11 protein-coding genes are annotated in these 13,576 nt (G+C 58.3%); 3 read left to right on the top strand and 8 right to left on the bottom strand.

The annotated features are described in order from the left end of the window. Positions 1-2: 2 nt before the first annotated feature. The 3 genes from prfA to EYC79_RS17675 all read left to right on the top strand — a co-directional run bounded on the left by prfA (position 3) and on the right by EYC79_RS17675 (position 3,160). Positions 3-1,082 (top strand): peptide chain release factor 1, encoded by a 1,080-nt coding sequence (prfA, locus tag EYC79_RS17685; protein WP_113261529.1) that lies wholly within the window; start codon positions 3-5, stop codon positions 1,080-1,082. Continuing rightward, positions 1,079-1,942: a peptide chain release factor N(5)-glutamine methyltransferase gene (prmC, locus tag EYC79_RS17680; protein ID WP_130978802.1), complete on the top strand. Its 864-nt coding sequence runs from the start codon at positions 1,079-1,081 to the stop codon at positions 1,940-1,942. The genes prfA and prmC overlap by 4 nt, the downstream gene beginning before the upstream one ends. Positions 1,943-2,326: 384 nt before the next feature. Next, entirely contained in the window at positions 2,327-3,160 is an 834-nt protein-coding gene (locus EYC79_RS17675) for a DUF4167 domain-containing protein (RefSeq protein WP_130978801.1), read from the top strand. Positions 3,161-3,291: 131 nt separating this feature from the next. Here the strand turns inward: EYC79_RS17675 and scpA are convergent, their stop codons facing one another. The 8 genes from scpA to EYC79_RS17635 form a co-directional block, all read right to left on the bottom strand. After that, the gene (scpA, locus tag EYC79_RS17670) at positions 3,292-5,433 is read right to left on the bottom strand and encodes a methylmalonyl-CoA mutase (protein ID WP_130978800.1); all 2,142 of its coding nucleotides are present in this window, start codon (positions 5,431-5,433) and stop codon (positions 3,292-3,294) included. A gap of 168 nt (positions 5,434-5,601) precedes the next feature. Further along, complete coding sequence (locus tag EYC79_RS17665) at positions 5,602-6,870, bottom strand: GNAT family N-acetyltransferase (protein ID WP_130978799.1); 1,269 nt, start codon at positions 6,868-6,870, stop codon at positions 5,602-5,604. A gap of 188 nt (positions 6,871-7,058) precedes the next feature. Then, entirely contained in the window at positions 7,059-7,952 is an 894-nt protein-coding gene (locus tag EYC79_RS17660) for a DMT family transporter (RefSeq protein ID WP_116492968.1), read from the bottom strand. Between the two features lie 101 nt (positions 7,953-8,053). Beyond that, complete coding sequence (locus EYC79_RS17655; protein ID WP_062423995.1) at positions 8,054-9,100, bottom strand: glutathione synthase; 1,047 nt, start codon at positions 9,098-9,100, stop codon at positions 8,054-8,056. A 10-nt stretch (positions 9,101-9,110) separates the two neighbouring features. Beyond that, a complete protein-coding gene (locus EYC79_RS17650; protein WP_130978798.1) occupies positions 9,111-10,985 on the bottom strand; it encodes a flavohemoglobin expression-modulating QEGLA motif protein in 1,875 nt (624 codons plus the stop codon). Beyond that, on the bottom strand, positions 10,982-11,800 hold the full coding sequence (locus tag EYC79_RS17645; RefSeq protein WP_130978797.1) for an N-formylglutamate amidohydrolase: 819 nt from the start codon (positions 11,798-11,800) through the stop codon (positions 10,982-10,984). The genes EYC79_RS17650 and EYC79_RS17645 overlap by 4 nt, the downstream gene beginning before the upstream one ends. A gap of 196 nt (positions 11,801-11,996) precedes the next feature. Further along, entirely contained in the window at positions 11,997-12,230 is a 234-nt protein-coding gene (locus tag EYC79_RS17640; RefSeq protein WP_130978796.1) for a sulfurtransferase TusA family protein, read from the bottom strand. After that, positions 12,227-13,531 carry a L,D-transpeptidase family protein gene (locus EYC79_RS17635; protein WP_130978795.1) on the bottom strand — a complete coding sequence of 435 codons (1,305 nt, stop codon included), beginning with the start codon at positions 13,529-13,531 and terminating at the stop codon, positions 12,227-12,229. Before EYC79_RS17635 ends, EYC79_RS17640 begins: the two co-directional genes overlap by 4 nt. Between the last annotated feature and the right edge of the window lie 45 nt (positions 13,532-13,576).

Genomic DNA, 13,576 nt, shown 5'->3' with positions numbered 1-13,576 from the left:
AGGTGGCGAAGCTTCCCGTCGAGAAAATGCGTGAGCTTGAACGCCGCTTCGGCGAGATCGAAGCCCGAATGTCTGCAGGCCCGGCCGCGGATGTCTATGTCAAGCTTGCGTCCGAGTATTCGGAATTGCAGCCCGTGGTAAAGACCATCCGGGAATATGAGAAGGCCAAGGCTGAGGCTGCCGATCTGGAAGCGATCCTGTCCGACAAGACGATGGATCGCGACATGCGCGAACTTGCCGAAGCCGAACTGCCCGATCTCTCCGAACGCATCGAAGCGTTGGAGAAAGAGATGCAGATCCTTCTGCTGCCGAAGGACGCGGCGGACGAGAGAAGCGCGATCCTTGAAATCCGCGCAGGAACCGGCGGGTCCGAAGCCGCGCTCTTTGCCGGCGATCTCTTCCGCATGTATGAGCGTTTTGCCAGTGGCAAAGGCTGGAAGGTGGAGGTACTGTCCTCGAGCGAAGGGGAAGCGGGCGGCTTCAAGGAAATCATCGCGACGATTACTGGCCGCGGCGTGTTCTCCAAGCTGAAATTCGAATCCGGTGTTCACCGTGTTCAGCGTGTGCCGGAAACGGAAGCGGGCGGGCGCATTCACACGTCTGCGGCAACGGTCGCCGTGTTGCCGGAAGCCGAGGATATCGACATCGAAATCCGTCCGGAAGATATCCGCATCGATACGATGCGGGCATCTGGTGCCGGTGGTCAGCACGTCAACACGACCGACTCCGCCGTGCGCATCACCCATCTGCCGACGGGTCTCATCGTCACCTCATCGGAGAAGTCGCAACACCAGAACCGTGCCAAGGCCATGCAGGTTCTTCGCTCCAGGCTTTACGATATCGAGCGGCAGAAGGCCGACAGCGAACGCTCAGCCGACCGTAAGAGCCAGGTGGGTTCCGGCGATCGCTCCGAGCGCATCCGCACCTACAATTTCCCGCAGGGTCGTGTCACCGATCACCGCATCAACCTGACACTCTACAAGCTCGATCGCATGATCGAAGGCGATATCGACGAGTTGGTCGATGCTTTGATTGCCGATTATCAGGCGGGCCAGTTGGCCCAGCTTGGCGAGCAGCAGTGAGCGTCGAGACGACCGTTCAAGCTTTGGTGGCCGATGCGAAGCGGCGCCTCGCTGTTGTGGGCATTGCCGATCCTTCGACGGATGCGCGGCTTTTGATCGGCGACGTCATCGGCTTTTCGCTCACCGACTTCGTTCTGAAAGGGTCTCGGCCCGTTCATCCTTATGAAGCGCACCGGATCGAAGACCTGATCGCGCGGCGTGAAAAGGGGGAGCCAGTCCACCGCATCCTGGGACACCGCGAATTTTACGGCCTGGACTTTCTCATGTCGGCCGGGACACTGGAGCCGAGGCCGGATACCGAAGTGCTGATCGAGGCGGTGTTGCCGCATCTGCGGGCGGTGGTTGCGCAAAAGGGTGAGGCGCGCATTCTCGATATGGGGATTGGCACTGGCGCCATATGCCTGTCGCTGTTGCATTCTATTCCTGAAGCCACGGGGGTCGGCAGCGATGTATCGACGGATGCCCTGGCAACTGCATTTCGCAATGCGGAAAGATTTGGGCTTGAGACGCGGTTCGAGACGGTGGAAAGCGACTGGTTCGACCGTATTTCCGGGCGCTTCGACATAATCTTGTCAAACCCGCCTTATATTAGAACAGATGTCATCGATACATTGGATCGCGAAGTTCGCGAGTTTGATCCCTTTATCGCCCTGGATGGCGGTGCGGATGGCCTTCTCCCCTACAGAGTTATAGCTGAAAAAGCAGTGGATTTTCTCGAAAGTGGTGGAGTGGTCGGGGTCGAAATAGGCTACGATCAAATGGCAGATGTAACGACCATATTTGTATCGCAGGGATATGATTGCGTGGACCACGTCAAAGACTATGGCGGCAACGATCGCGTATTGGTATTTCGCAGATAGGTCAAAAAACAGCTGCGGGTGTTTTGTTCAAGGATATTTTGCAAAGCAAAAGAAAAGGCTTGGATTTCCGCAGGAAGCGGGCTAGTTTGCGGCCACATGCCGGGTGGCTGAGGGCGAAATAAGATTCGTCAGGGTTTGGATCAGTCCCGAAGCGGGTTCTCTTGGAGAACTCTGAAAGGCTGGGCATTTCCGGCATGTGATTCAGGAAACTTTGTTCGCAAGGGGCTAGATGCAGCATATGCGCATCAGGTCGGCAAACGCGAAGTCTTGTCTCTTGTGAGAGCAGGACGCGTAATGGTCGCGGTTCAGGAGAGGGCTAATTCCTTGCCGGATCGCATCGAAAAACGATAATTGTCAGCACAACAGAATTCAGGTGAGCAATTGATGAGGCCAGGACAGCAAAACAAGCGCGGCCGGGGGCGTAATAACAACAACAACAATAATAATGGCGGCGGAAACAGTAACAATTTCAACCGTAAAGGTGGAAATCCGCTGACCAGAACCTATGATAGTTCCGGCCCCGATGTGAAGATTCGCGGCACTGCCCAGCATATTGCGGAAAAGTACGCCGCGCTCGCACGTGATGCTCAAAGCTCCGGCGACCGCGTCATGGCGGAAAACTACCTGCAGCACGCCGAACATTATAACCGTATCATCGCATCCGCCCAGGCGCAGATGCAGGAACGTTTCCAGCGCGACGATCGCGGCGAATACGGCAATGACCGTGACGGCGACGATATGGACGGCAATGACAATGACGACGTCGTCGTTGTGCTGCCCGTCGCGCATGAGCAGAACGAACAGCGCGCGCAGCGTCAGGACCAGCCCGAACGTCAGGAGCACCAAGAGCGGCCAGAGCGTCAGGAACGGCAAGATCGTCCGGACCGTGGTGAGCGTCGCGATCGCCGCGAGCGTCCCAATCGCCCTGAACGTCAGCCGCGCGAAGCGCAGGCCGAAGAGGGCGCGGAAGCCGTTGCCGCAGCACCCGTTGTCATCGCGCCGGTTTACGATGCAAGCTCTGCACCGCAGCCCGTGATCGAAGGTACGCCGAAGGAAGTGGCCGTTGAAGAGGAAGCCCAGGCCGAAGCCGGTGCAGGCGAGCGCGCACCGCGCCGCACGCGCAGCACCAGCCCGCGTCCTCGCCGCCCACGCCGCACGGCAGGCGCCGAAGAGGCAGAAGGCGAACAGCCTTCCGAATTGGAGAAGGCTGCCGAGTAAGGCTGCTCTTTCACATTGAGAAAAAGAAAAAGCGATGGGTGAAAATCCATCGCTTTTTTGTTGAAATGCCGAGAGCATCCCTACAGCATCGGCCCAACACTTGTTTTTATTTTAGCGCCGCTGCGTCGCCGTTAGGCGTTACGCAAACGCCCCTGCATCAGATCGATAACCGCACGGGCGGCTTCCAATACGTTGGTGCCGGGGCCAAAGACCGCTGCGACGCCGTGGTCCAGCAGGAACTCGTAGTCCTGACGCGGAATGACGCCGCCGACGATGACGATGATGTTCTCTGCGCCCTTGGCCTTCAACGCTTCGACAAGCTGCGGCGCAAGCGTCTTGTGGCCCGCAGCAAGCGATGACATGCCAACCACGTGCACCTTGTTCTTGACCGCCAGATCGGCCGCTTCCTCAGGCGTCTGGAAGAGCGGCCCTGCGAGCACATCAAAGCCGATATCGCCGAAAGCGGATGCGATGATCTTCGCGCCGCGGTCGTGCCCGTCCTGGCCGAGCTTGGCGACCATCATCCGCGGCTTGCCACCTACGCTGTGTGACAGTTCGCCAATCCGGTTGCGCAAGGTGGCAAATTCCGGATCGTCCTCATACGCGGCGCCATAAACATCGTGGACGACTTCCGGGACGGCCAAATGATCTCCGAAGATTGCGCGCATGGCGTCGGAAATCTCGCCGACGGTCGCCCTCGCACGCGCTGCTTCGACAGCCGCTTCAAGCAGATTGCCTTGTCCCGTACGTGCAACGTCCGAAAGCGTCGCCAAGGTCTTTTCGACATCCTTTGGGTTGCGCTGGCGTCGCACGGTTTCCAGACGCTTGATCTGTGATGCCCGAACCGCGGAGTTGTCGATATCCAGAATGTCGAGCGGTTCTTCATTTTCCAGACGGAACTTGTTGACGCCGACGATGATCTCTTCACCGCGGTCGACGGCGGCCTGGCGCTTTGTCGCAGCCTCTTCGATCAATCGCTTCGGCAGGCCGTCATCGACGGCCTTTGTCATGCCGCCCAATTGCTCCACCTCTTCGATGAGAGCCCAGGCTTTTTCCGCAAGCTCGTTCGTCAGGCTCTCGACGTAGTAGGAGCCCGCCAGCGGATCGACCACCTTGGTGACACCCGTTTCGTGCTGGAGAATGAGCTGGGTGTTGCGGGCAATGCGCGCGGAAAAATCGGTCGGCAGCGCCATCGCCTCATCGAGCGCATTGGTGTGAAGCGATTGCGTGCCGCCAAGCACGGCGGAGAGCGCCTCATAGGCCGTGCGGATGACGTTGTTGAACGGGTCCTGCTCCTGAAGCGACACGCCGGAGGTCTGGCAGTGCGTGCGCAGCATCATCGAGGATGCCTTTTGCGGTTTGAATTCCTCCATGATCCGCGACCAGAGCAGGCGGGCAGCGCGAAGCTTTGCTGCTTCCATGAAGAAATTCATGCCGATGGCGAAGAAGAAGGAGAGGCGGCCAGCGAAATCGTCGACGTTCAGCCCCTTCTTCAGAGCGGCCCGCACATATTCGCGACCGTCGGCCAGCGTGAAGGCCAGTTCCTGCACCAGCGTCGCGCCGGCTTCCTGCATGTGATAACCGGAGATGGAGATGGAATTGAAGCGCGGCATTTCGCGCGCCGTATATTCGATGATGTCGGCAATGATCCGCATCGAGGGTTCCGGCGGGTAGATGTAGGTATTGCGCACCATGAATTCTTTGAGAATGTCGTTCTGTATCGTGCCGGAAAGCTCGGCGCGCGCGCATCCCTGTTCTTCCCCGGCGACGATGAAGGAAGCGAGGATCGGGATCACTGCACCATTCATCGTCATGGAGACCGACATGTCCTTCAAGGGAATGCCGTCAAACAGGATCTTCATGTCCTCGACGGAATCGATCGCGACGCCCGCCTTGCCGACATCGCCGACCACGCGCTCGTGGTCGCTGTCATAGCCGCGGTGGGTGGCTAGATCGAAGGCGACGGAAAGGCCTTTTTGACCAGCGGCGAGATTGCGTTTGTAGAACGCGTTCGATTCTTCAGCGGTCGAAAAGCCGGCATATTGGCGGATCGTCCAGGGGCGGCCTGCATACATCGTCGCCCGTGGGCCACGGACGAAGGGCTTGAAGCCCGGCAGGCTATCGAGGTGGGAGACGTTTTCCAGGTCTTGTGCGGTGTAGAGCGGCTTGACGGCAATGCCCTCGGGTGTCTGCCAGGTCAATGTGTCGGGGGACCGCTTGAGTTCTTTCTCTGCCAGTTTGTCCCAATCCATCGCCGACTTTTCCTCCGTCATGCCTGTCTCCCTGTTGCGTTATGTCCTGCGCCGGTGGCTGCGCCCTTCCGGGCGCCACTTCTGCAAAGACAAAAACGTTCATCTCTCCATCCGGTCGCATCTGAATGCGGCTGAATGTACAGGTTAGAAAGCAATCGATGAATTAACAACCGCTACGATCGAACAAGTCTATGCCTTGCGTCCAAGCGACATGATGCGTTCGCGCAGTGCCTTGGCCAGATTGCGGGTATTTCGGTACATATGCACCTGCGCTGCTACCTGACGCACGTCACGGTCGCTGTTTTCCGAAAGGCCGATGACCAGCGTTCCCATCTCGGCATCCGTGCGCCACAATTGGTTCACGGGCAGCTCGTCGTCTGGAACGCAGCTGTCGGTGCGAATGATGTTGGCATCGTCAAGCTGCCATTCGGTCAGCCGATGGGCAAGAAGCCGCTCCGGCATATAGTTGGCGTAGCGCGCGTTGAACGCCGCCTTCCAGATATAGGCCTCGCCCATGGCTATAAGGATGACGACAGAGGCGATGGCTTCACCGTTGAGGTTCAGCGTATGAATACGCGCGGAGTCGATTTCTGCCAGGTTGTTGATGGCTTCGCGGGCGAAGGCGGTGCGGTAGCGGTCGGTAACGAGCGCATTGCGCTTGCGGTTACTCGCGCCATGCGCCTCGAGCGCCAGAAACTCCTCCATCCGCATGCGCACATCGCGCGCCTGACGGGCGACGTCATAGGTGACCTCTCCCATTGCTTCCAGATCAGACCATTTCGCCTTCAGAAGCGCCCGCTCATCGGACGAAAGCCGGTTGTGAAGAAAGCTGTCGGCATCCGGACCGTTTTCCAGAAGCGGACGTCTGTCACGTTCGGCGGTCGCAACAGGAAGGTTGCGGGTCATGGCGATCGTGCGGATCATTCGCACGAAGGGGCCATTCAGCCGCACCAGCGGAAGGACGAGCACCTTGGGCAGTCTCAGTTCCGCCTGCATCAGGGCATCGATGAGATTGTCGATCGTTTCGCCTGCGCCCTCGATGTCGACAAGCGGCGTTCCGAGCGGACCAAACGGATTGGCCCAGGCCCGCAAGATGGATGGGCCGACGGAGAAGCCGGGCTTCTCGACGGTAAAAGGCATGAGAAACCGCATGCGGCTGCGCGTGCCATTTTCATCCCGCATCAGAGCGAAGCGAACGGAACGGTCATCGATGCGCGGCATGGCTGGTGCGAGCAGTCGCCCGGTAAAAAAGACGTTCGGCTCCATGACGCGATTGGACAGGAAATCGAGTTCTTCCTGAAGGTCGTAACCGAGCTGGCCAGGATAGATGCAAAACTCACGACCCTCGCGACCGACGCGGATACTACTATCGGCTTCAGGTCGCTCCAGGTCAGCGGAGGTCTTCACCATGGCGAATCGATTTTCGCTGAAATCCGGATTGTTTGGGTCGCTTGCCATGCTTTTCTATACCATTGCTGGATGTAGGATTACCATAAAAGCCAAAGCAGCTTCAGTACTTTAATTGGTTTCAGGCAAATGGGACCGGCGACAAATCCTTGGGCGCGCACATTTATCACAACGTCCTCATCATATATCGAAATCATACGAATGTTGAGGGCCGTCTAAAACGAAATATTCGCATATGATCATAAATCTGGAACGACGGGCGCGCGTTTTCGGGGAGGAAGAACGCCGAGCACCAGGGCGCAACCGATGATGATAATACCGGCCCCGACGAATTGCGCTACCGATAGCGGCTCATCCAGCAAAAATGCGCCGATGAAGACGGCAATGACGGTCACCACGAATTCCACGCTGATCGTCTTGGTCGCGCCGATCGTGGCGACCAAGCGGAAATAGGTGATGTAGGTCAGCGCACTCATCAAGATGGCGAGGGCGAAGAGGTAGCCGATATCGAGCAGAGACGGCATGGTGGTGATCGGCACCACGGCAAACAGGGGCAAAGTAACGACGCCACCGGCGAAGAACGAGCCGATGGTGATTTCCCAAGAGCCGGTTCCTTTCAGGTAGCGGCTGGCATAATTGCTGCCGAAGGCGGCGCAGAGGCAGCCGAGCATGCACGAAATGCAGCCGAGCACGAATGCTTGAGTGACCGGAACAGCAGGGAAACCCACCAGGATAACGATGCCGAGGATACCGAAAGCAATACCGACAAGCGACTGCGCGGATATCTTCTCCAGGCCCCAGAACTGGCCGATCAGCATGGAAAACAGCGGGATGCTGGCGACGAGAATGGCCGCCATTGCCGTACCGATCAGTGGCGTGGCGTAGGACAGGCCGATCAACTGGCCGGCAACGGTCGTTGCCCCCACCATCGCGAAGGCGCGCCATCCGGCGGAGAAATCCAGGTGACGGCCGATTGCCTTGGCGACGAGATAGAGCGTGATGCTGGCGATGAAGCACCTGAGCGAGACGGCCCCCACCCAGCCAAAAGCGCCGACGGTATGAAGCACGAGCATGAAGGAAAAGCCCCACGCCACGGCAAGAAAGAGATAGGCGGCGAGTTGGCCCGGTTTCATGGCAAGGATTGTTCCGGCAAGAGGGATTATGCCGGAACAGTTAGGCAAGGCCCTGGATTCGGTCAAATGGATTTTCCCGAATAATGGTGCCGCGACTCGCATTACAGCGTTGCCAGCAGCCGGTTGCTCAACATGCCCGCTGAGGCCGCCTGCATGGAGACTTTCTTCTCCACTGCCTCGATGACGGTATCGGTGAAATCCACATTGGTGAGTTCGCGGATATGGCCGAGGCCGCCAGGGGAAAAGACATTCACCTCTAGGATCTTGTCGCCGACGATATCGAGGCCGACGAGGAACATGCCGTCCTCAACGAGCTTTGGCCGCATCATTTCCGCAAGCGCGAGCACATCGTCATTGACCTCGACCGCTTCCGCCGTGCCGGAGGCGTGGATGTTCGAACGAAGATCGCCTTTGGCCGGAACACGACGAAGTGCGGCATAGGCCCCGTCACGCATCAAGGGTTTACCGTTCATCATGAAGAAGCGGATATCGCCGCTTTTCGCCGCGGGCAGATAGGCTTGGGCAATGAGATACCCTTCGATACTAACCGCCTCGAATATCTGGTTCAGGTTGGTTTCCTTGGAAGAGCCGATCTTGAAAACGTTCTTGCCGCCGGAACCCTGCAAGGGTTTGACGATGACGCCCTTGGGGTGGGCATCGGCGAAAGCGCGAATTTCCTCAACGTTGCGCGAAATCAGCGTTGTCGGACGAACGATCTCAGGGAAGCTTTGGAAGTAGAGTTTGTTCTGAGCCAGCGCCAGACCTTCCGGGTCATTGAGGACGATAACACCTCGCTGCTCCGCCAGTCGCCCGAAGAGAATGCCGGAGTGGACGGCCCAAGGTCGCGCGGTCTGATCGAGCGACGGGTCGTTGCGCAGCATCAGCGCGTCGATCTCTTCGATATCGATCGTCTCGCGCTGCAATTGCCGTTCCTGCAGAGCCGCATGGAAAGCCTCCACCTTCTTGTATTTTTGCTTCGGCATAACGAGCGCATGGACGACAAGCGTGTCATCCGGGCGCAAGGTAAAGTCCCCGGGCGTCAGGTAGATGACCTCGTGGCCGCGATTGAGCGCGGCCATGGCCAGAAGCCCTGTGGCGTAGCTTGGATGTTCGCCTTCGATTGAATTGACAAAGAACGCTAGGCGCATGGTCCCCTCCTTAAAGCGTGGCCATTTCGGCGATGGAAAGTCCTGATCGTATTTTTTCGAGCCGTTCATTGGCGCGTGTCAGCGAGAGAAAGGCCGGTCGAATACCAGGCGGCCGCAGCAGGCCGCGAAGCGAAAGCTCCTGCATGATGGGGAAATGGGCCGCGGAAATCTTGCCCATCCAGAAGGGGTCAAGAGCGCCGCCTTTACGAAGATGCTGGAGGATTTCGCTCAGCCCACGAAGATAGATGGCGTCCTTCGGTAGCCCGCCGCCGCGATAGACGCGCAGCACCATGTTGAAGGCATTCGCCTGATCAAAATGGTGCTCATCCGTGACCAGTCGATAGGTCTCGACAAAACTTGCCCCATCGAGCATGGCAGCACAGGCGACGACGCGTCCGGCGACGAGGCGAAGGCGCTGGCGTGTCATGCCGCCCGAAAGATGTTCGGCCAGCACGGCTAAGCCTTCCTGCACGCCCTCATAGCCGGAGAGGCCGCTGCGAAAGAGCCGAAGACCCTGAGCCGAACCGTTGAAGTAGGTGAGCAGGTGGACCCCGATCTCGTGGTGTAGCAAGGCGTCGAGGCGGCGCTGCTCCATCACCGTGTGGCGGGAAATCAGCAGCTTTTCGCCGGTCACCATCAGACCCGGCGGAAGGTCATCACGGATTTCGACGCGCGCCTTGAAGCTCGCCTCCTCCTGATGATAGGCGTCGACCATCTCGCGGGCCTTTTGCGCAACTTCGTAGCAGCCGACCATGGGGATATCATTTTCATTGGCAGGCATCTTACACCGCGCAAGAACATCGAGCGCGAGGGTTAGCAGTTCCGGCTCGACCGAACTGTAAAGCGCGCGGCCGAAATCCGTATATTGCCGCTTGTGCAAGTGGGCGAGCATCGTCAGCTGCAGGTCGATCTCCTGCTGCTTCTCGCGGTAAAGATGATAGAGGACCGGGTCTTCCAGATGGTCGAAGGCGACCGAATAGAGCTTGCGCTTCTGCTCTTCAACATCGACCCCCAGCGGGCGATAGAGGAAATGCGGCGCATACTCGAAATCGCTTTGCTTGAATTCCTCGAAGGCCTGACGCGCGTTGATCGGCGTGACCGACAGGAGGAAATCGAAGGACTGAGCGATTTCATCAACCGAGCGATCGGCACGACGCACCGCATCGACAAACGCTTTTCGCCCGAGCGCCCGATGGGTGGTGATGTTCAGTGTGTTCGTTTCTGTCGCGAAGGCTGAGAAAGCGCGAAGCCCTGCATCGAAGAGATCGGCAATCATCGTTTCGCGAAGACCGGGATAGTCGGTTCCTGATTCCGGCTGACGATAGATGGGCGCGAAGCGAACGCTGATGCAGGGGAAAGAAATACCAGCCTCTCTCAGCCGCAAGATCGGGTCCTGTGCGGGTTCCGGCCGCGTGATGCGCGGTGTGCGGAACCGGACCTCGGCATCGCAAATCGCTTTGATGAAGGCTTTTCGGGCATTCTGCGTCTCGGGTTCCGTGGTCGCGGAGACGGCGACCTCGTAATGCGGCAGGAAGGGGGAGTCGTCAGCCAGCAGGATATCGTGCTCCAGCTCGCCGATATCGAGGACGACGAAGGCGCCGAAGCGCTTGACCATCTCATCGCCGATCGCCTGGATGATCGGTGCGGCTTCGCTCAAGCTCGAGGCGATGAGGTAGGATGCATTGGCAGAAGCAATGTCGCGCGCTGCAAGGTTCTTCGTTCCGTAGGTCAAGTGCAGGCACAGGAACGGAAGCGGCCTGTCGATGTGAAGACGACCATCCTTGCCGACATCCTTGCGGATTGCCTGTCCCTCAGACAAAGCAGTTGAGATTTGCGACAGCAGCGGCTCTTCTTTTTCCTGCTTGATCGGGGAGACATTGCTCATTGGCGCTCTCGCAGCAACCGTTCGAGCAGTGCTTCCAGCGCGATCATCGTGCGGCGAATATCGGCGACAACCCGTGTGTCCGGTTCTCCGGTCCACTCGTCCATGAAGATCTTCTTGAACTCGATGGCAATGGCACATCCGGTGTCCGGATAGGTCTCATGAACGAAACGCGTTTGTTCGCCACGTCCCTGAAATGCAACATTTTCACGAACGTCCAGCTTGCGGCCACCGATCTCAGCAGAGGCAAAGTGCTCCATCACGGCGTCCACCGCAAAGGCCCAGCGGCTGCGATCCATGGAGATGGTGCCGATATTGATGTCGGGCGCTTTTACCTGCGCAGTGACAGGTCCGTCGGCGCCCTGGCGGCGGTGATTGTAGCTGTGAACGTCCAACAGGATAAAGCGGCCATGTGACCTTTCGATCCGATCCAAGAAGGCCGACAGCATCGCGTAATAGTCGTCGTGCACGGAGAGAGACGCGGCAATGGCGGCGTCGGATGGACGCGCGCGCCAGACCTCCAGTCCCCAGGACTGATCGGGCGTGAGATAGACCGCGGCGTCCCTTGCACGATTGAGGTCGATCTCGAAGCGTGATCGCTGCCCGATGATCCTGTTTGTCAGACCGCTGATCATCTCACCGGTATAAGGATCTTCCTCATAAAGCCGTTCTGCATCGGAAAGCGCCATCGTATCGAGGAGATCATCGCGCAGGAGATGACCGTCATGGATCGCGGTGCCAATGATCGGTGAGCTGCCAAATGACGCCGACCAGATTTGTCTTTTTGATGTGTTGGGACTTGCGCCGTTTTCCGTCATTTTCCCCTCATGAACTCAGGTGGGAAACACGAAAACGCGAATGTTGGTTCCAGGATACCTCTATTGGATCGTGGAACGGCCTAAAACGTGTCGCGATCTCTCAGATTCGGTCCTGATGCTTCAAGCTTTTGTTTTGTCGTATGCCGGTATCGCTGCACGTTTTGCGTGGACCATGCTTTAAGAGCGGCTTACGCGCTCAACCGCGGCGAATGTAAAACCGGTGGCCATCCTCGGTCTTGATCGTCTCGAGAAGAATATGACCATCTTCCCGGCACATATGGGGAATATCGATAACCGCCAGAGGGTCGGTCGTCTCGACAACCAGGTCTTCGCCAGAAAGCATGGCGGAAAGCTTCTTGCGACTGCGCAAAACCGGAAGAGGGCATTTCAGCCCCTTGAGATCGAAGACGGCGTCGGTTGCCAAGGTCACTCCTTGGCCCAGAACTTCCAGAACGGTTTCTTTGCCGGCTCTTCCTGTGCCGTGGCGCTAAATGCGAGCGGGTTGACGGCGGGAACGGGGATGGCCTGCGTTGCTGCCGCTGGTGCTGGCTGCGTCTGAACCTGTGCCGCGGCTGCGAGCATGACGGATGTCGGGCGGGCAGCGACCGCGGGCTGGGATGGCGCCGGCTGAGAGGCCGGAGCGGTGGTGCGCGGTGCCGAACCAGAGGCCGAGGCAATGGCGGTCGCCCCGGTTGCGGAAATCCCCTTTGCGGCCTTCTTTTCCATCAGTGCGGCGAATTCGGTTTCCTTCATCAGCTTACCGGCCTTCAGCGCCGAGCCGGTCGGCGCGTAAGCCGCTTCGCGACCTTTGCGCTTTTCTGCCACCAGAACCTTGCGCTCGGCCTCGGTCGGATCATACCAGACCATACCGTCGAACTTCTTCATCGCCTTGTCATAGGCAAGGTCGTAGGTCTTGTTGTAGCTGACCATTGTGCTGGCGAGTGCCGGTGGCGTGCTCATGGCGGGGCAGGTTGCAGCAGCGTTGAACTGCCCACCCTGTGCCTGCTGATTGAAGACGTATTTTTTCTCGCAGACATTCACCTCGGGCGGACGCTTGGTGACTTCGAAATGATCGTAGCCGACCTTCAGCATCTTCCAGAATTCGTAATTCTCGCTTTTGTGGTGGCGCGCCATGTTTTCCGCGGTCATGCGGAATGGCAGCGCCTGAAGCTGGATCGTCTTCTGGCCACCCTTGAAGGCGTCACGCGCGAAAGCGTAGATTTCCAGCATCTGCGCGTCGGTCATGGAGTAGCAGCCCGATGACGAGCAAGCGCCATGGATCATCAGGTTCGTGCCGTTGCGGCCGTTTGCCTGATCGTAGCGGTTCGGGAAGCCGGTGTTGATCGAAAGATAGTAATTTGAATAGGGATTCATGTGGCTGGGAGAAAGGTTGTAGAACCCTTCAGGCGCCTGCCTGTCCCCCTCTTTGACCTTCGGTCCGAGTTTGCCGGACCAGGCGCAGATATCGTAGGACGCAATCACCTCGAACCGGTTGTCGCGTCGCGCCTTCCAGACTTCCAGCTTGCCTTCTTCCTTCAAGATGCGAATCATGATCGGCGCATTGCGATCCATGTTCTTCTTGTCCATCTCGGCAAGGATGGTGGGAGCGAGGGGATAATCGACCTTGTTCTTGACATGAGACACGTCACGCTCGACGGTTTCGAGCGTTTCGTTACAGCCCGCAAGCATTAGACCGGCGCAGGCAAGAAGAGCGATGTGTCTCAAACGCATGGGCGTCATACCGATTTGCATGATGTCTAATGCTCGTAAGGTAAA

It is taken from the genome of Agrobacterium cavarae (genome assembly GCF_004310285.1).
Taxonomy (GTDB): domain Bacteria; phylum Pseudomonadota; class Alphaproteobacteria; order Rhizobiales; family Rhizobiaceae; genus Agrobacterium; species Agrobacterium cavarae.
This window is presented reverse-complemented; position numbering and strand designations above follow the sequence as displayed.

Coding starts and splice junctions, on each gene's coding strand:
- EYC79_RS17675 (WP_130978801.1), top strand. CDS start 2,327: ATGAGGCCAGGACAGCAAAACAAGCGCGGCCGGGGGCGTAATAACAAC.
- scpA (WP_130978800.1), bottom strand. CDS start 5,433: ATGACGGAGGAAAAGTCGGCGATGGATTGGGACAAACTGGCAGAGAAA.
- EYC79_RS17665 (WP_130978799.1), bottom strand. CDS start 6,870: ATGGCAAGCGACCCAAACAATCCGGATTTCAGCGAAAATCGATTCGCC.
- EYC79_RS17660 (WP_116492968.1), bottom strand. CDS start 7,952: ATGAAACCGGGCCAACTCGCCGCCTATCTCTTTCTTGCCGTGGCGTGG.
- EYC79_RS17655 (WP_062423995.1), bottom strand. CDS start 9,100: ATGCGCCTAGCGTTCTTTGTCAATTCAATCGAAGGCGAACATCCAAGC.
- EYC79_RS17650 (WP_130978798.1), bottom strand. CDS start 10,985: ATGAGCAATGTCTCCCCGATCAAGCAGGAAAAAGAAGAGCCGCTGCTG.
- EYC79_RS17645 (WP_130978797.1), bottom strand. CDS start 11,800: ATGACGGAAAACGGCGCAAGTCCCAACACATCAAAAAGACAAATCTGG.
- EYC79_RS17635 (WP_130978795.1), bottom strand. CDS start 13,531: ATGCGTTTGAGACACATCGCTCTTCTTGCCTGCGCCGGTCTAATGCTT.